This window comes from Bradyrhizobium sp. 2S1 (assembly GCF_011516625.5).
In the GTDB taxonomy this organism is placed as follows: Bacteria; Pseudomonadota; Alphaproteobacteria; order Rhizobiales; family Xanthobacteraceae; genus Bradyrhizobium; species Bradyrhizobium septentrionale.
This window is the reverse complement of record NZ_CP147717.1, coordinates 5,005,789-5,023,217: the sequence shown is the minus strand read 5'-3', so window position 1 is coordinate 5,023,217 and position 17,429 is coordinate 5,005,789. Positions and strand designations below refer to the sequence as shown.

Sequence of the window (17,429 nt, the reverse complement as noted above, 5' to 3'; positions counted from 1 at the left end):
CGCTCCACCTAGAAGGTGCCGGCATAGTCGCTTGCCTGGGTTAGCGCGGTATAGGCGATCTCCGGCAACTGGATTTTCCTGAGCTTTTTGAGCAACGAAGAATGCGGCGCGCCTGCTCGACCAGCTTCAGCGCGAACTTTTTGACCGCGAAGCCATTGTGCTGCTCCGGACTCATTCCGAAAAACTTTCTCGTTTTCGCGATGGGCGACGAAGAGAAATTGGTAAGTGGAGCTTCGGATCTGACCTGGAGAATGACAGCGAAAATGAGCGCCACGGCGCGGAGCGCCTGAGGCTAAGCGCGCGAATGAATGATGCTTACGCGGCAATCACACGATTGCGACCTTCATGTTTTGCGCGATAGAGCCGCTGATCGGCGACGTTCAGCAATCCGTCAAGCGTGTCTCCATCGCGCCCGAACTCCGACACCCCAACGCTGATGGTGACGCCGACCGACGGCTGAGCTTCGACGTCGAATGCAGTGCCTTCAATCGTCGATCGAAGGCGTTCGGCTACCGCGTAAGCCGTGTCGAGCGTCGCCGCGGGCAGCAAGACCATGAATTCTTCACCGCCCACGCGTGCGACAGAGTCATAAGGGCGAATTGCCTCCAGACACTTTCGCACAAATGCGCGGAGCACCTCATCGCCGACGCTGTGACCACGTGAGTCATTGATATCCTTGAAATGGTCGAGATCGAGCGACAGCAGAGATAATGGAGCACCGGTTCGTTTGGCCCGCGCGATCTCGGCGCCGATATGGTCGAGGAAGTGTCGCCGATTTCCGGCACCGGTCAGTGGGTCGGTGGCGACAAGGCGTTCTAACCTTTGATTGCTCACCTGCACTTGCTGTAGCGCCCTTTGAGTGTCGGCCATCGAATCGGCCAGGCGGGCCATCATTTCTTCCTGGCTATAGATGGTCGAGAAGGATTGCGTCGTTCGGAAAGCCTGGACAACGCCATAGCTGAGCAGCAAGAACCCGCCAGCAAAGATCGCGTGGGCGAGCCACCACATATGATTCCACGGTGCCGCCAGAATGAATGCGAGCGACGATAACGCAAACCACGCGACCGAGATGCCGAAAACAAGCATGAGCGGCGAGTGAATCCCTCGCATGAGCATGACCGCAACGTTCAGCGCGCTGAACACCAGTGCACCGCCCTCCATGGACAAGCGTACCGCCGGGTGTCCCGCATAGGGGGAGTAGGCGATCAATGCGACAGCTATATCCACGGTCAGGAACAGGCCGGTCCACGTCAGCCGTGTGCGCGCATCCGAACGCTTCTCGACCTCGTCTGATGGCTGGTTATAGCTGAGCAGCCCAACGAAGAGAAGAATCGACATCGCGAGACGCGACGCCGGTCCATAGAGCAGAAACAGCCAGATGTTGCGGTGTGCCATCCTGGTGAAGGCGCCGTGCAGTAAATAGATCAATACGAAGCCGAGAAAACCCAGCGTCAACCAACGCAACAGAGGTTCGCCCGAAGACCAGTAGCAGCGCCACGTCACATAGGTGACGAACAGCCCTTCGAGGGTGGCGAGGGCAATCGCGAATTCATGGAATGGGTGATTTTCGAATTTTAGCGTGGGATCCTGCTGGAAATACAGGTAGGCAATGAACTGGGCGGGCATCAAGGCGAAGGCGATGAGGAGAAGGCTCATATACGCCTGTGTGACCAGCCGGAGCGCATTAGGCGGCTCGGGTACCGCACGATTGGTGCTCATATGCAATACCGTCTCCCATGATGACGTCAGATCGTTTCGTGGACACTTGAGCGTCTCCGAAGGATACTGTCCCAGAGCACCTTCGGTCCTTGTGTACTAGCCAGATGAAGGAACCAGAATGCGTCGCGGCCGGAGGCCATTCAACAACTCGGCGCCCGCGATCACTGCTGCGACGGAGGCATGAGCTTGACCTTTCCGTCCTGCGGCACCCCATCGAGCAGGCGGCGGCGCGGATAGGGTCGGCCTTGTCGTCCAGCAGCGGCCAGCTCCCGCCGCCACCGGGATCAGCAGCGCCGTGGACTGCGTTTATGTATTCGAGCCCACCGCGTTCAGGCCGCCCGCTCCGCTAGGTCAACGTGTCGTGTGTTCAGCAGATTATTCCGGCCCCTGCCGCGAGTTGTCACGGTCTGCGAGGCGCTCGAAAATGCCCATCGAGACAAGGAAATCACGAGCCCGTTGAGGAAGGAGTCTGCGTATTACCGTACTCAACCGTCTGCCTGCCGCCCGCCGGTAGTGCCGCCGCCACAATCGATCCGTTACTGGTTCGGCTCCGAGCCAACACGCGTAATGAGCAAAACCGTAAGCGTCAGCCCGCTTTGATTGGCGAGTTTCTTGTAGGCCATCTGCGATCTCCTTCGTCTGGGATGTCCCCGCACTGCGCGACCGGGGCCGTAGGATACCTAAACTGGTTGAGTTAGCCGCCTGCCAAACCTTGTAGGTTCCCTAACGCAACCTGTGAGATTGGCTTGCGGCAAGGACGAGTTACTCGATCCGTCATGGATCACGCACGAAGATATATCCGCGAGAAGGTAATCGCCGGTTGGCTCTATCGAATGCTTGGGCGGGCGGGCAAGTGCTTCGGCCTAGCGGATCTACGCGCACTGGGCGTTCAACATCTACGACTATGACGATAAAGGTACGCTCGAGATCGGGTTCGTGCCGCGCCCGCTGCATTTGCCGGAAGAGAGGCTCATCGCTGGCGACGCGTCGGTCCGTATCCTGATGGACCGCGTCGACGCCCATCGACCGTGAGGTCGGCATGCCAATTGGTTGGTTCTTCTTGATAATTCATGGTCATCAGGCTAAGCGAGAGGTTGGCCAAGCGATCGCCAAGGGGCTGCGTAATCTTTGACAGTCACTTCGGAGGAAGGCTCCTTGCTGGTCGATGCATGGATCTGGATCTTCCTCGAGGCCTTCTGCGATTCCAGGCCTGAGAGTGGCAAGCGGGAGCTGCGCCGCCGCTCCGCCATTGAGCCTATCATAGGACACCTCAGAACCGAAGGACACCTCGGCCGGTGTTACCTCAAAGGCCGCACCGGGGCCGCAGCCAACGTCGCCCTCTCGGCCGCCGGCCCCAACTTCCGACGCATCCTCGCTTGGGTTGGAGAACTTTGCGCCTGTTGCTGGTCTCGCTTTGGCGCATGCTCAACTGTCCAGCTCAGCTCAATCCAACTCCTTAAAGATCGGCTCGAAAGAAACGATGCAAGCACGTTTTGAGATTGCAAGTACGAAGAAGTCATGGCACGCGCTCGATACAGCCATCTCGCGATGGCTCCGCTTGAGCCGAGCTCCGGCACTACCGAGCAGCTTAGCAAGCGTCGCGCGTCGAGGTCCAGACGAGGCAGGCGAACTTTACGAGGCATCACCTCGTCTCCCATCGAGCGGCTTTGCATAAGTTTCTTGCTCAAAACACGTACCGACTGCGAAGCCGCATGGACCAATGCCGGGATTCTTTTTGCCGTCCTTCGCAGAAAGAACGCAATCATGCTGCGCTCCGGCATAGAGACGTCCGCGGAAAGAACCATGAACCCGGCACCGGATCACTTTTGTCTATCGGGGTTGACACCCCATCCACTATCAAAGAACGGTCGACCAACTACGCCGACGTCCGATTTCAGACATGCTTTGTCGGTTTTGGTACTCTCCCTCAAGCAGTTGGGCCTTTTATGATCAAGCTCTCGCAGTTGGCATGAGGCTTGAAGGGGAGGTCTCATCCAACGCAGGCGCTCGAGGAGCGGCGGCTTACGATATGGTCGTTTTACCCATGGCCTCGCTGCGCAAATACACGAGCTTTCACATGGCGTCGATCTCGATGGCACATTCCGATAAATGCTCTCGATGTGGTTCTGCATTGGTCCACCTTGAGTGGCATGAGCGCACAGGTGCGCAGGTCCAATATCTTTGGCGCTGCTGGAACTGCAAGAACGAATTTGTCACCCTCGCCAGTTCTGATGAGACGGATCCTCCGGCCGTTGAGATCACGAAACTGTTCTTTACCAGCCTGCTAGTCTGATAGATGGCGCCCGAACGGGTCGAGCTTGTAAGGCTATCGTTCGATGCAAAGCGGCCGCTTCATTGCCGATGTCAAAATCGGTTCGAGTGGCACCCGGCGTTCCAACCCGAAACAAGCAGCAGAGGATGGTTTGGCAGAGGCCTAAAGAAAAACGAGTCTCCGTAGCGCCCTCTTGAGAACGCTAGCGTAGCAAATGCCGCTCAGTGGAGCCACCTTCCCATTGGGAATGAACTTGCAAGTCGCCTATGAGACTCGTACGCGTCGTCGTCGGTTTCGACCTGCTGACTGTGGGACTATACGTTGTTATCGGCGAGCACTTTGCTGGGACATCGGCGGATGCTACGCTCAATGCTAGGCTCAACATCGTTCGTGCCCCGATCGAAGGAAGGGTGACGCTCGCCATAAAAAACATGGGCGCGCGCGTTAGCCCCGGCGGGCTTATAGCTGAAATATACGACCAGCGTTTCGATACCGCCAGGCTTCTTGAGCTTGATCGCGATCGCGAAGACCAACGGATCGAGCTCAAGCGCCTTGCTGGCCAGCCCCGAATTGCCGAAACGAAAGCAACTCAAGACGCTGCGGCTGCGCGCCTCCGTCAGGCGGATGCAGAGTTCCAGCGCGCGAACGAACTAAACACGCGTGGCGTACAGACAGCGGCCAATCTGGATCGCGCTCGCGCAACTTACGACGTCGCCCAGCAAGAACTCGAGAGTGCGCGGCAGCGAGTAAATTACTTGGAGACCGAACTCGCGTCCGCTCGCGAACGTCTTTATCGGGGAGTCCTACAATGCTGCTCCCTCCTCGACCCAACGTATCCGTGAACTCGAGCAACGGCTGGCCGAGCTGACTGTGGACAAAGAGCAGCTGAAGGCGCGCATCGCCCAGCTCGACCGGCAGATCGACGCCGAGCGTCTTCGTGTCAATAGTTTGACCTTCGCCACGCTCAGTGCCGGCATCTCGGGCCTAGTCCGGGACATACTGGTAGACGACGGCCAATACGCGCGGCGTGGCCTGGATCTTGTCAAGATCGTCGACTGCAATACGCTGATCGTCGCCGCCGGCGTCGCCGAGTCTCTGTACGACAGTCTTTCCGTGGGGGCGGCGGTCCAGTTTCGGTTGTTTGGGGATGATCGGATTTTCGATGGAACCATAACCCGCCTCGGCGGATCCGGTGCAAGCTCGCTGTACGCCAACCTTGCTGTGGGTCCAAGTGCGCAGCATCTCCAGCGCTTTGACGTCACCGTGACTGTTCCCGACCTCGCGGCAGAGCCGGATTTCAGCTGCGCGATCGGGCGTACTGGTCGCGTCATCTTCACGGGCGGTCCCATCGCACAATTTCGCCGGTTTATTACGCGGTACGGACTCTGATGCTTCTGCTGTCTCCACTCCTTGCTGCCTCCGCAGGCGCCGCTTTGGTAATCGGGCTCCGCCTTACTGTCCTCCCCTTGCTCAATCCGATGAAATGGTATTGGCGCGCACTTCTCCTTGGGGCGGCCGCCATACTCTCGTGGCGTTATGTGATCTGGCGCATCACCGAAACTCTGGCGCCTCTCGACTGGACTGCGGATGCGCTCTTCAGTTGGGGATTCGCCATGCTCGAAGCTCTATCGGTTGGATTCCGATACAAAGCGTGACCGAGGACTTCCTGCTCACGCTCAAGCTCGCAAACCGTGTACCTTAACGAGCCGCTGACTGAAGGCTTGGCTCCCGAGGGATTGCAAGAGTATATCGTCCAGCGTGGCCGGTGGTGCCTCGGCCTAATGCAGATTGTCCGCAACTCATACAGCCCATTTGGCTTGCACCGCCTCGGGCTGATGCATCGAATCGGCATCATCGACTCACTACTCTATTGGCTCACCACCTTTCCCTTCCGGCTTGCCAGCCTGATTTGCCCACTGTTGTACTGGTGGTGCGGGATCACGATCGTGAACGCGTCGCTGGTCGACATTATCAAATTTTACGTGCCGTATTACCTGGTGGTCCTGGTATCTTTGAACTGGCTGTCGAAAGGACTGTTTGTCCCGCTTCTCAACGACACGGCTCAGCTGATGGCGGCCTGGCCGATCAGTCGGGCTGCTGCTCTGGGGCTGCTGACCAGGGGATCGCATAACTTCTCGGTGACGGCCAAGGGTGGCAACCGCGCCAAAGTCGTTATTCAATGGACGTTGATGCGACCATTCCTAATCCTGCTCGGATTGACAATCGGCGGCCTAATCGTGTCGCTTAACTCCGATTTCGTCTTCAATACGTCGGCGACGGCGGCCTACCGCAAAGAAGCCGATCGCACTCCAAACAGCCATTTTCATCATGACCCTCGCCGTTTGCGTTGAGCTGGTTCGATATGCCGCCGTTAGTTCAGTATCAGCAAAACCGCACCGCGAGGCTCCTACAAGCTCTGTAGGCATTCCCAAATCAAACGCCGCTCAGCATGCTGCTGAGAGCCGGCCCCGGAATTCTGCACAGGGCGATAAGTGGAGTTTCTGCCTGACAGCGGGCACGCTGTGCCTGCGAATCAGGAGCGACAATGAGCAGAAGAACACGCCGGAACCACACACCGGCCTTCAAGGCGAAGGTGGCGCTCGCCGCCGTGAAGGGCGATCGAACGCTGGCTCAGCTTGCCGAGCAGTTCGACGTCCACCCCAATCAGATCACGGCGTGGAAGGCTCAGCTTGAAAGCAAGGCCGCCGATGCGTTCGGTCCCGGCGGCGGCTCCGGAGCGGAGCAAGCAGCCATCGACGTGAAGTCGCTGCACGCCAAGATCGGCGAACTGACGCTGGAGAACGATTCCTAAGAAACGGCAGCATCTACTTTCGGCTCCAAGGGATGGAGAACAAAGCCGAATGCCTTGGCACGCCGATGCAAATTGTTGACCACTCGCGTCCGGTAACGCGTCTCGTAGGACGAGGCCCCGGGATCGACATAGTCCATTCCGTATCGCACAGCATTGTAGAACAGAACTGCGATCTTCCGGGCCGTGGCGGTCACGGCCTTGGCCTTGCCGATGCGCGCTGAGAGCCGTCTATAAAAGGCGCCGAGCGCAGTGTCTGTACGACCCACGGTCACGGCAGCAAGGCGCAGAAGTGCCGCCGCTCGGCCGCCGGATCGGCGCGTTCGGGACGAGAGCATTTTGCCGCCGGAGACCTTGTTGCTCGGCGCCAGTCCCAGCCAGGAGGTAAAATGCTTTGCACTTGGCCACGAGGAGAGGTCGTCGCCGCATTCAGCGATCAGCTTCAGCGAGAGGTAAGGACCGAGGCCGTCGATCGCGGTGAGGTCCTTTCCGAGCAACGCGAACAGCGCCTCGCGGACATCGAAAGCTGGAGCGTTCGCCTGATCGGTTCGATTCCGACGCCGCGAGACCCGCGGCGCTGATCCGTGGCCATGCCCCCGATGGAAGCTCAGTTCCTTCAACACGGCTTCAATTCGGGCGTCGCAGGCAGATGCCTTCTCGTGGTAGGCGTCGTAAAGCGCAAGTGCCTGCTCGAGCGCAAACAGATGCTCGGCGCGGTAGCTTCCGGTGAGCGCCTTCGCGATCGTCTCGGCGCTGGAGCGGCAACTATAATGGCGCAAGCACGCCAGCGCCTCAGGATCGCGCTCGCCGGCAAGGATCGCCCGTATGATACGCAGGCCGGTCACGCCGGTGATGTCGGTGACGACGTGGTGCAGCTGAAGATTCATCTCCGTCAAGGCCTTCTGCATATGCTGGATGTGTGAGGCCGCGTACTCCAGCAGACGCTCGCGCTGACGCACGTAGGCTCGCAGCTCGGCAATCTGCCCTTTGGGCCGAAAGCTGGCCCGCAGCAACCCGAATGAATGGAGCCGCTGCAGCCATTGCGCATCGCTGACATCGGTCTTGCGCCCCGGCACGTGCTTGGCATCGCGCGCGTTGACAAGAAACACGTTAAATCCCCGGGCATCGAGAAGCTCGAAGATCGGAATCCAGTAGACGCTGGTCGATTCCATGACGACAGTCTCGACGCCGCATTCAGTAAACCAGTCGACTAGCCGATGCAGATCAGCCGTGAAGGTACCGAAGCTGCGGACTGGCTCCGGTGCGCGATCTGCCCTCACGGCAGCCATGTGCATAGTCGCTCCGACGTCGATGGCAGCCGCGTCCGGGTGCACCATCTGCATCTTACCTCCGTTCCTCGACTTCGATCTTTTGGGGTTCATCTCTAATCCTCCTGCTGACGGCGGCGGAAGGGCTGGGCTGCGCTATACGTCAGATTCCTAAACGGGATCGCCGGATGGCGTCACCACTCTCAAGTGCGCGACAACCCATGGACCAGGTTTTTTAACGGGGTCACGTGCCACCAAAATCGTATCGGCCGCTCCCTCCCGGTCGGCAATCTAGTACCCAGAATCAGAGCTGAGTGATACGGCGGCCTTTGAAACGGCGTTGACGGACCTTTTTCTTGGTCCAGACGAAGGGCTCGGCTCTGTCGTTGTATGCGTTGACGTAGGCATCGATGTGCTCCTGAAGCTGCGTGAGGCTTGTGAAGGAGGTGCCGCTGAGCGACTGCCCCTGCAAGATCGAAAACCATACCTCGACCTGATTGAGCCAAGACGCACTTGTCGGCGTGAAATGAAATTGCACGTTGGGGTGGGCCTTGAGCCAATGCTCGTTCTTCTTGTGGGTGTTGAGGTTGTCGAGGATGACGTGAAGCTTCCGGTTCGGAAAAGCCGCGGTGACGCTGTTCATGAAGTCGAGAAACTCGACGCGGCGTCGGCGTTTTGAATGCGCCGCGATGATCTTTCCGGTGGCGACTTCGAGCGCCGCAAACAATGTTGTGGTGCCATGCCGCTTGTAATCGTGGCTCTGGCCGGTCAAGGCGCGGCCATTGGGCAACTTCAGATAACCCTGCGCTCGCTCCAAAGCCTGGATCGAGGGCTTCTCGTCCACGCACAGCACAATGGCCTTCGCGGGCGGGGCGACATAGAGGCCGACAACATCGGCGGCTTTGGCCGTAAAGTTCGGGTCGTTGCTCTCACACCAGGACTTACGAGCCGCGAGGTCAATCTTGTGGCTGCGCAGGAACCGCCAGACATATTGGACGTCAACATCGCCCAGCGCCCCGGCCAGCAGGGGCCCGGTCCAGCGTGCGAACCCGTCCGGCGGCGGCTTGTCCAGCAGCTTCAGAATCCGCTTGTCGGTGGCCTTCGTATAGATTGGCTGCTTGCCCGGTCGCGGCTTGTCTTGCAGCCCTTCAAGGCCTTGGTCGGCATAGCGATGCCGCCAAAGGCTGACAATCCGCGGCTGGACCCCAACTTCCTTGGCGATCGACCGAGTGCTGCGTCCATCCGCCGCCAACAGAACTATCCGCGCCCGCTTCAAATCGCGCTGCAACGTCACCGGGGAGCGGCAACACGCCTCAAGCACCTTGCGATCTTTCCTCGAAAGGTGGACTTCTCTTGCTTCGGGTATCATCCCGACCTTGAATCACGACTCACGCTTTAAGAACAGTAGGTACTAGCGCCGGTCCGTTTCTATCCCACAGGGGGAGCGCATCGCCGCGCATAGTTTTTTAGAAGGAGCGCTCACCAAGGCGGGATTGCTGAGCGCAAAGCGATGATCGACCGTGAGCACGAGCTGTCGATCACCAGGCAGGCGGAGGCTTTGAACATCAGCCGCGGCAGCGTGTACTACCTGCCGCGGCCGGTGCCGGACGCCGACCTTGCGATCATGCAGCGCCTCGACCGGCTGCATCTGGAGTTCCCTTTTGCCGGCTCTCGCATGTTGCGAGGGCTGCTGGCTGCCGATGGGTGCAAGATCGGCCGTCGGCATGTGAAGACGTTGATGCGGCGGATGGGGATAGAAGCGCTCTATCGCCGTCCACGCACGACAAAGCCCGAGCCGGGCCACAAGATCTACCCGTACCTGCTGCGCGGGATGGAGATCACGCGGCCGAACCAGGTGTGGGCGATGGACATCACCTACATCCCGATGGCGCGAGGCTTCGTCTATCTGGCGGTTGTGCTCGACTGGTTCAGCCGCCGCGTGCTGTCGTGGCGCGTATCGATCACCATGGAGGCGGCGTTCTGTGTCGCGACGCTTCAGGATGCCCTGGCTCGTCACGGCAAGCCGGACGTCTTCAATACGGATCAGGGCTCGCAGTTCACCGGACAGGCTTTTAACGGCGTGCTCGCCGACAACGGCATTGCGATCAGCATGGACGGCAAGGGAGCCTGGCGGGACAACGTGTTTGTCGAACGGCTATGGCGCAGCGTCAAATACGAGGAGGTGTATCTGCGGGCCTATGACAGCGTCAGCGAGGCCCTCGCGTCGATCGGCCGATACCTCGACTTCTACAACGGTCGGCGCCCGCATTCGAGCCTTGACGGCGTCACCCCCGATCAAGCCTACTTCAACCCGCTGCCACTCCGCTTGGCAGCCTAACCATGGCAGAGGCTCCACTTATCGACGCGGAAAATCTGTTCAGACAACCGGAGCCAGCTCAGCTGGATGTCTTGCGCCCTTAGTCAACTATTGAGCTTGGTTATTGATCGAGAGGATGTAGCTATGGCACGCGTTCCCGATGAACGATCGCGGAGTCGTTTCGCATGAAGAACGTCTTGCTCGGCACGGTAGCCCTGATCGCGTTGACCGCTCCTGCCGCCTCCGCAGATCTAGCCGCGCGGCCTTACGCCAAAGCTTCTCCGATAGTGATTCCGATCTTTGATTGGACCGGCTTCTACATCGGCATCAATGGCGCCGGTAGCACCGCGCATCAGTGCTGGGACGTAGCCAACGCCGCCGGCTTGGTCTTTGCTCCACCTCGTGGCATGGGTTGCCACAATGCAACCGGTGGCACGTTCGGTGGCCAAATCGGCTACGGCCGGCAAATAGCCAACTCGGTGTTTGACCTGGCGGCGCAGGGTAACTGGCCCAATCTCAGCGGCTCCAACTCCAATCTCGCTTTCGTCGGCGTCCAGGATGGCACCAAGATCGATGCCTTCGGCCTGTTCACGGGCCAGGTTGGCTACACTTGGAATAACATGCTGCTCTATGTGAAAAGTGGCGCTCCGGTCGTCCGCAACAAGTACCGGGTCTTCGATTTCACAACGGGGATGAACGTCGATAACGGCAGCGAGACCCGGTGGGGCGGCGCCGTAGGCACGGGCCTTGAATTCGACTTCGCTCGGAACTGGTCAATTGGCGTTGAGTACGATCACTTGTTCACGGCTCATCGGGATGCGGACTTCTTCTTTTCAACCGGGCTTGTGGGCGGTCCAGCGGGCGCTTTTGCAGGGACCGCGCGTATTGGTCAGGACGTTGATATCGGTTTGATCCGCGTGAACTACCGCTGGGGTGGCGCTGGGGGCTGTGAGATATTGAGTCCCAGCGAGAGCGCGTATTGGACCATCGGCGCAGCCCTACCATACGACGGCGGCCAGAAGGCCGTGGAGTTACCAGTAAATGGAGTCTACAATGCGTCTAGCAAATTGGAAATTAATCGAGTGGATCGCGTCTGCCTGCCTCGGGTTGATACTGGCGACAGCGGCAGAGGCGCAACCCATTTGGACATGGAGCAACCAGTACGGCTCAACCCTGGCGGTCAGCAGCTACGACCAGAGCACCGGCGCGATTTCCGGCACCTATACGAACAACGCAACCAATAGCTGCGACGAAGGCGTGCCTCAGGCGATGACAGGCTGGCTCGTCCAGAACCACAACGGAACGGCGATAAGCTTTGCTGTCAACTTCGAAGGTTGCAGCTCAACCACTGTTTGGACAGGACAGCTTAATGCGGCATCGGGATTTCAAGGGCTTTGGTTGCTTTCACTCGCCGAGGCGGTGGCATGGAATGGCATCAGCGCAGGCGCCGACACTTTCACGTTCGGTAGCGGCGACAAGTCAAAATTGGTGTCTGCTGATGCAACTGCGGCGAAAGGCGACGCGGGAGAGAAGCTCTCAAATACGAAGAAGCGCAAATGATGGCCAGCTTGCCAAGTCGACGTAGGCGAGCGGCCACTATTTGCGGCTCGAGCCAAGCAGTCTCGCGCACGTGCATAGGCCCGCGCGTGAGACTTTCTTCATCTATGATGGTACTGGCGCTCGTCCATTCAATTCCGGGCGCTCGGCTTGGAGGGGCCCAAACACTACGGTTCTATCGGCTCGCTTGCCTCCGTCTGATCGCATTTCAGAGTACGCCATCTCCCTCCCGCCGCGCCTGATGCTGACATTGGCGCGCGCCAGCGCGTCTGCCAGTCAATATAGCGGCGTGCCGTCGACGTACTTGTTGGCGAGCACGAGCGCCAGCGTTGAAGGCGTGGCGACGCTGCCGGGCAAGGGCTGCGCCGGCATCGGCACAGTCACCATCGGGCTATTCGGTGCGGTCCGCTCGCAGTGGCGGCGCGCATACTTGAACCGCACATGCCGCAGCACCGTCGCCTTCACCTCGATGCGCAGCTGCTCGGCGACGTTCTCGCCCATCCGATGCATCCGGCTCCGGCAGCACGGACAGGCCTTTTGGTCCTCGGGCAGGTCATGTTCGATGCGCTGGCGCGGCAGATCGGCCGGCAGCGGCTTGCGGTCGCGCTTCTTCGGCTCGGGCTTCTCGCCCTCAGGCAACCCTGTATCCGGAATCCCCGCCGGCTAACATCGCCGTCTTCCGCGCCGTCCTTAACGGCGGTCTGCTCGGCTTCATTGACGATACGGTCCTTGAGCTTCGCTCCTAGGCGCGTAGCGCTGCAACCGCTCCAGACGCAACCGCTCCACAGGCGATGGCTTCGGGAGCGCGGCAACATGGACGGTTGGATAGTGACCGTCGCCGTCTTCAAGGAAGGCGCCGACGATGAGGAATTCAAGCACATAACTTACGCGGTTGCAGTCGCCGACCCGTCAGAAGCGGCGAGGATGACCATATTGCAAACTGCGGCGCAAAGCCCGCAATGCTAAACTGCCCTCTCGCAGAGGAGAAGTTGCGAAGGCTCGGCTTGGAGCCCGGCGCTGATAGCCATACACGATGACGCGATCGACCCGCATCACGCGACCCCGGCGCCATTAAGCGCTGCACGTTTCATCTCGTTCGGCCGCGTCCGGTTCATGACATTGCAGTCCGCAAGCCGCCACATCGTTCCGGTAGCTAGGGTGCACGAGGTGTGAAAGCGCTCTGTTTTGCAGGCGTGACCGTTTTGCCATGCATGGCTTGGTCGCTTGTTGATTGACCTCGTGAGGGCCAAGCCCTCATACCGCAACTTCGCGCGGGCGGTCGTCAGCAGCCGCCCGCGCTTTTTCATAGTGCTGGGTGCTCTTCCTCCTCTCTCTTGCATGGTGACTTGTCTGGCACGCGAGTTGCTTGCCGCATCGCGAAGCTCTAAGTGACTAGGCCTCCGCCAAAACGAAAGGTCACTTCGTGGGCCAGCGTTCACGAACGCTTAGGAGGCTGTTGAAATGGACAGGCTCAAATTCATACCAGCCTTCGAGGCTGCTATTCGTTCTGCCGATCCTAACAAGCTCGCCGCACTTCGCGAGACCATCCGCGAGCGCGGAGGCCCTGACGAGTTCGCGATGACGAGTACAGAACTCATGCGCATACCTCCGCTTACGCTCTTTAGGCTGCTTACGATCATTTGCGACGCGGCCGATGAGGAGAAGCGTTCATGAGTATGAATCCAGCAGCCGCTCGAAGTTATAGTATTCTCGAAGTTATAGTATTCTCATCGCAGACGCGGCCGTACCTGTCGTTAATGCGGCTTGCACAGCATTGCGGCTGTACGTCCGGACCGACAGACAAGGCACAAGTGATCGGACCAGAAACGAAGGCGGAGAAATCAGCCAAAATGAAAGGCCGGCGCAATGGCCAGCCCCATTAATCTTCGATGGCTTGATGCGCTCAACGGAATTACGCAGTAATGACTTCGAAGTCAGCCGGCATGCCACCGCTCATCAACATTGTCGCCTCGACGCATCTTAGCATTCTGGCCACCATCAACATCACTGCTCGACCATCAGAGACCTTAGATGAGTGTCGGAGGATTGGTGAGTTAGCGATCAAGGCCGCAACCGTGAAGCCCGGCTATTCCGCGTCCTATGTCTGCCACGACACTACCCTACAACGAGGCTTATCGGGCGTATTAGGCGTCGTTGCCTACGTGCAGCAGGAGGATAGTAAAATAACGATCCTTGAGGGCTACATGGCGACGATGTCAGACTGCAAGGTTGCCGGTATGGCAGCAGCCGCGAGCCGAGTTGTTCCCGGCGCTAGGTCTTGGGCTTGGGCTTGCTATGAGCTCGGTAGCTTTGGACAATGACCCAATCTCGGACGGCGCTAGTATTCCATAACCCTTGCGAGGGTTCACAACTGTGGCGCATCCAGAGCTATCTGCAGGCCCTCATTCCCGCCCCATTGCAAGTACCTAATTTGAGTTTGTGAGTGGCCTGTTTTGGATTAAGCAAACAGAAACCAAGGCTTAGCCGATGTTCCCAGTATTGGACGTTCTGTCCCATCAATTTCCATTAGGACGCCATCCGTTCTGCTGGTTGGCAGCCGTCATTAACCTTTGCCAATATGTTTTCTTTTGACCAGCAAGTCGGCGACCGGACATGCGAGCCTTGCCCAATCACCGCACCATCAACGGCAATAATCGGTGACCGAGAGTATCGTGCTCCCGCCTGAGTTAAGGCGCGCAACCATGGCCTACCATTTCGGGCGACTATGCCCGGCATGTCTAACCGCAATGTCGCTGGCACGCATCACGCCCGGCCGCTGGGGTCTTCAAATCCGCACCTATGAATGCCCGGTGTGCGACGACATCCACCAGGTTGTCGGCGATCTGGCTGACCCGTCTGAACGCTGACGTCGCTTACCTGCCGTGGACCGATTTCAAGGGGCGTGACAATCATCTCTTGCGCGACGAGACCATATTTGATGAACAACGGGGCAATGGGGGCCGAGGCGTCCAAGTTGAAGGCGTCTTGTCCTACTTCGTCACCAGGAACTTCAGCGTCGGCGTCGGTGGCCGCTACTGGGCGATGGGGACCAACAGGCGAAGCAACTCTTTGTGCAGCGGCTGCGGTGAACCGACCGTACTTGCGAAGTACAGCATGGAACGCTGGGGTACGTTCTTTCCTATAAGTTCGATTGAAAAAACACACCAAAATCGGTCATAAGCCCATAGGTTCCACGATGCAGGTTTCATGGAATCGATCGTCTGGAAGGAAGGATAGCTTCGCCAGGTTTGATTTCCGTCACCTGGAGATTCTTGTAGTTGACCAGCGCAGCGTTCTCTGAGCCGAATCGCGGTCAACCCCACCTTTTGCCAGTCGCGAGGATTCTAAGCGCGACTGCGAGGAAGCAGAGCTAAAGCCATGTCTTCTTTAGAAGCAATCAGCCGCTGGCTGGAATCACAAGACTTAGACACGCAACTTGAGGTCGCTGCATACGTGACACTCTTGATTTATCTTTAGGAAGAGTGACGTTCTCACGCTTGGCGGGCCGGAGGGCTCGACACCCTTCAGCGTTGGTTGACCGAACCAGAGTTGGATCCAAGGGCCGCCGCAGGTCGTGCTCTCACCTTCCGGCTCGCCTCCGACTACTTTGCCGAGGTGAGCTGCTGCCGGTTTGATGGACACCGAGATTAGGTGTTTCATGAAGCCGGAGGTGCGCGATGAAGAGACGGAAGTTCAGTCGCGAGTCAAGATCGAGGCGGTCAAGCTGGTCAGGCAGCGTGGGGTGTCGGCGGCGCAAGCCGGCCACGACCTCGATGTTCATGAGAATGTTCTGCGCAAATGGGTGAAGACCCGGTGCAGGCCTTTTCCGGCCACGGGCTGATGAAGCCGGAGCAGCAGGAGATCGAACGGCTGCGCCGTGAGGTCGCCAAGCTGAAGGCCGAGCGGGATCTCCTAAAAAAGGCCGCAGCCTTCTTCGCGAAGGAAGCGACATAGCGTGCTTTCGCAGTCGCCGGTGCACGTATTCCGACGCACTGGCACCGAATTTGTCAGGTTCGAGACAAGTGTCGATGTCTCGAAGGCACGCACATACCACGAAGAATTCGCAAAATCTGCATCGTGCAAGAGGCACGGCGCTTGCTTTTGTTCACGGCGTCGCCACCCGGGTTTCGGGGCGTCGATCATGTGGTGACGCTCACATACGGCGTCGTTTTTGCTCCCGAGAGAAACAGAGACCTTGGCAGTTTTTGGGGCGTCGACATCTGAGCCACCGGCGAGGGGAGCGACTAATTGCCGACGATCGCCTAGCCACCACCGGCGGTGGATTCCTTAGCTATGCTAGTACATACGCCGATTCCACGATACCAATGTTCGCAGCACCTGTATTTGGGATTCTTATTGCTCGCCGCCGCGTCCATGTTGGTGGCCAGCATACCTGGTGGTCCGGCCACCGACCTGGATGACCGTAGTCCGGCGAGTTCGCGAGCAAAGTTCCTTGCGCTGTACATTTTGGATTACAGACAGTCGAAACGACGTCCTGTGTTGACCAAGCCCGTCATGGACCTTTTCTGTATCGATCGGGCCAATGCTCCGCTGGGTACCGTCAGCCTTCCATCACTCCCGTGTCTTGGCCATTGGACTGAGCCCCGGCGCAGCAATGAGCAACCAAACTGCACTCGTCACATTCTAAACCACTGCGCGGAGGATGAAATTGCCAAATTTGCTGGAATAGGAGTTGTCGGGCAGCAGCGTCCGAAACTCTATCCGGATGGCCTAACCAATTTTGTCCTATCCACTCCCGCTTCTGTCGGAGACCATACATTTACATCATCCAACGGCACCAAGATCACCTACACCCTGATCATGGCCTTCAATGCCAGCCGCAATGCCTTTGGACCTCAGGTGTATATGGATGCAGAAAATAACGCTGTGGTGTGCGCGATCCCGCCCTCGGACACGGAAACAATCTCCGGATTCCGGAATTCGTTGGCTGACGCTTTCGTCAAAGAGGCTGCCGATCCTGGCAGAGGACTTCCTCGCGTAGACGTCGAACGATCCATTGCGGATGACTGGGCCGCCAAGGCTACGAATGGCATTATGAGCCGTTGTCTGCTTGCGAAGGATGGTGGAGGCGCTCCAATAGTGATAGCCGCTCATTATCAGGGTCTTGACCTTTATTGAGTTCAGGCTGGTTGGAACACCGTTTCCAGGGGAGCTTCTGCGACGAAAGACGGGGGTAATGCTTGCTGTTGCGTGATGGGAACGCTCTGGCGTCCAAAGTGAAGCAGCACAGATCCCGTGGCAGGCGCAATACCGGTGCTGGAACCACCAATTGCTTTCTTGGCCGCCAAGAACGCGGCGATCTAATTGGCCATTTTCATAGAAGTAAGTCCGGCCAGAGGACGGACGGAAATTCACAAGGTTCGCTGAGGGAGAACACATGCTCAACGAGAACAAGGTCGTCTGGCCCGACCTGACGGCGTGCTGAAGGAGCTGCCGGTATGGCCGCCCCGGCGCGACCGCCTTTGG

Annotated in this window: 13 protein-coding genes and 5 pseudogenes; 14 read left to right on the top strand and 4 right to left on the bottom strand. The window is 58.6% G+C overall.

Translation table 11 applies throughout. The features are described from left to right. Positions 1 to 315: 315 nt before the first annotated feature. Positions 316 to 1,719, bottom strand: a complete 1,404-nt coding sequence (locus HAP54_RS23735) for a GGDEF domain-containing protein (protein ID WP_166304055.1) — start codon at positions 1,717 to 1,719, stop codon at positions 316 to 318. A 1,221-nt stretch (positions 1,720 to 2,940) separates the two neighbouring features. Between HAP54_RS23735 and HAP54_RS23730 the strand changes: the two are divergent. The 5 genes and pseudogenes from HAP54_RS23730 to HAP54_RS23710 all read left to right on the top strand — a co-directional run. Next, positions 2,941 to 3,179 (top strand): annotated as a pseudogene (locus HAP54_RS23730) (IS5/IS1182 family transposase); the annotation flags it as partial. 1,078 nt (positions 3,180 to 4,257) lie between these two features. Beyond that, entirely contained in the window at positions 4,258 to 4,833 is a 576-nt protein-coding gene (locus HAP54_RS23725) for a hypothetical protein (protein ID WP_166304053.1), read from the top strand. A gap of 28 nt (positions 4,834 to 4,861) precedes the next feature. Continuing rightward, a complete protein-coding gene (locus HAP54_RS23720) occupies positions 4,862 to 5,380 on the top strand; it encodes an HlyD family efflux transporter periplasmic adaptor subunit (protein WP_248114462.1) in 519 nt (172 codons plus the stop codon). Between the two features lie 302 nt (positions 5,381 to 5,682). Further along, complete coding sequence (locus HAP54_RS23715) at positions 5,683 to 6,342, top strand: hypothetical protein (protein WP_166304051.1); 660 nt, start codon at positions 5,683 to 5,685, stop codon at positions 6,340 to 6,342. 194 nt (positions 6,343 to 6,536) lie between these two features. Continuing rightward, positions 6,537 to 6,797, top strand: a pseudogene (locus HAP54_RS23710) (transposase); the annotation flags it as partial. A gap of 2 nt (positions 6,798 to 6,799) precedes the next feature. On the opposite strand, the gene HAP54_RS23705 reads toward HAP54_RS23710, so the two are convergent. Together HAP54_RS23705 and HAP54_RS23700 are read right to left on the bottom strand one after the other, a co-directional pair. After that, positions 6,800 to 8,182, bottom strand: coding sequence for an IS110 family transposase (locus HAP54_RS23705; RefSeq protein WP_166298319.1), 1,383 nt, complete (start codon positions 8,180 to 8,182; stop codon positions 6,800 to 6,802). A 190-nt stretch (positions 8,183 to 8,372) separates the two neighbouring features. Continuing rightward, the gene (locus HAP54_RS23700; RefSeq protein ID WP_166204319.1) at positions 8,373 to 9,437 is read right to left on the bottom strand and encodes an IS630 family transposase; all 1,065 of its coding nucleotides are present in this window, start codon (positions 9,435 to 9,437) and stop codon (positions 8,373 to 8,375) included. Between the two features lie 93 nt (positions 9,438 to 9,530). On the opposite strand from HAP54_RS23700, the pseudogene HAP54_RS23695 reads away from it, so the two are divergent. The 3 genes and pseudogenes from HAP54_RS23695 to HAP54_RS23685 form a co-directional block, all read left to right on the top strand. Continuing rightward, positions 9,531 to 10,406: pseudogene (locus HAP54_RS23695) on the top strand (IS3 family transposase); the annotation flags it as partial. A 164-nt stretch (positions 10,407 to 10,570) separates the two neighbouring features. After that, positions 10,571 to 11,629 (top strand): outer membrane beta-barrel protein, encoded by a 1,059-nt coding sequence (locus HAP54_RS23690; RefSeq protein WP_312022820.1) that lies wholly within the window; start codon positions 10,571 to 10,573, stop codon positions 11,627 to 11,629. Continuing rightward, complete coding sequence (locus HAP54_RS23685) at positions 11,526 to 11,945, top strand: avidin/streptavidin family protein (protein ID WP_339156894.1); 420 nt, start codon at positions 11,526 to 11,528, stop codon at positions 11,943 to 11,945. The genes HAP54_RS23690 and HAP54_RS23685 overlap by 104 nt, the downstream gene beginning before the upstream one ends. A 276-nt stretch (positions 11,946 to 12,221) precedes the next feature. On the opposite strand, the pseudogene HAP54_RS23680 reads toward HAP54_RS23685, so the two are convergent. After that, a pseudogene (locus HAP54_RS23680) lies at positions 12,222 to 12,725 on the bottom strand (IS66 family transposase zinc-finger binding domain-containing protein); the annotation flags it as partial. 45 nt (positions 12,726 to 12,770) lie between these two features. Between HAP54_RS23680 and HAP54_RS23675 the strand changes: the two are divergent. The 6 genes and pseudogenes from HAP54_RS23675 to HAP54_RS23650 all read left to right on the top strand — a co-directional run bounded on the left by HAP54_RS23675 (position 12,771) and on the right by HAP54_RS23650 (position 17,081). Beyond that, positions 12,771 to 12,908: a hypothetical protein gene (locus tag HAP54_RS23675; protein ID WP_224742087.1), complete on the top strand. Its 138-nt coding sequence runs from the start codon at positions 12,771 to 12,773 to the stop codon at positions 12,906 to 12,908. A gap of 495 nt (positions 12,909 to 13,403) precedes the next feature. Further along, complete coding sequence (locus HAP54_RS23670) at positions 13,404 to 13,616, top strand: hypothetical protein (protein WP_029084861.1); 213 nt, start codon at positions 13,404 to 13,406, stop codon at positions 13,614 to 13,616. 269 nt (positions 13,617 to 13,885) lie between these two features. Continuing rightward, complete coding sequence (locus tag HAP54_RS23665) at positions 13,886 to 14,263, top strand: hypothetical protein (RefSeq protein ID WP_029084862.1); 378 nt, start codon at positions 13,886 to 13,888, stop codon at positions 14,261 to 14,263. Positions 14,264 to 14,774: 511 nt separating this feature from the next. Beyond that, the gene (locus HAP54_RS23660; protein WP_248114463.1) at positions 14,775 to 15,122 is read left to right on the top strand and encodes a hypothetical protein; all 348 of its coding nucleotides are present in this window, start codon (positions 14,775 to 14,777) and stop codon (positions 15,120 to 15,122) included. Positions 15,123 to 15,619: 497 nt separating this feature from the next. Then, positions 15,620 to 15,895, top strand: a pseudogene (locus tag HAP54_RS23655) (transposase); the annotation flags it as partial. Positions 15,896 to 16,442: 547 nt separating this feature from the next. Next, complete coding sequence (locus HAP54_RS23650) at positions 16,443 to 17,081, top strand: hypothetical protein (protein ID WP_156929088.1); 639 nt, start codon at positions 16,443 to 16,445, stop codon at positions 17,079 to 17,081. Positions 17,082 to 17,429 lie beyond the last annotated feature (348 nt).

Bases quoted from the DNA above. Each gene is read 5' to 3' on its own strand.
- HAP54_RS23735 (WP_166304055.1), bottom strand. From the start codon at position 1,719: ATGAGCACCAATCGTGCGGTACCCGAGCCGCCTAATGCGCTCCGGCTG.
- HAP54_RS23725 (WP_166304053.1), top strand. From the start codon at position 4,258: ATGAGACTCGTACGCGTCGTCGTCGGTTTCGACCTGCTGACTGTGGGA.
- HAP54_RS23705 (WP_166298319.1), bottom strand. From the start codon at position 8,182: ATGAACCCCAAAAGATCGAAGTCGAGGAACGGAGGTAAGATGCAGATG.
- HAP54_RS23700 (WP_166204319.1), bottom strand. From the start codon at position 9,437: ATGATACCCGAAGCAAGAGAAGTCCACCTTTCGAGGAAAGATCGCAAG.
- HAP54_RS23690 (WP_312022820.1), top strand. From the start codon at position 10,571: ATGAAGAACGTCTTGCTCGGCACGGTAGCCCTGATCGCGTTGACCGCT.
- HAP54_RS23670 (WP_029084861.1), top strand. From the start codon at position 13,404: ATGGACAGGCTCAAATTCATACCAGCCTTCGAGGCTGCTATTCGTTCT.
- HAP54_RS23665 (WP_029084862.1), top strand. From the start codon at position 13,886: ATGCCACCGCTCATCAACATTGTCGCCTCGACGCATCTTAGCATTCTG.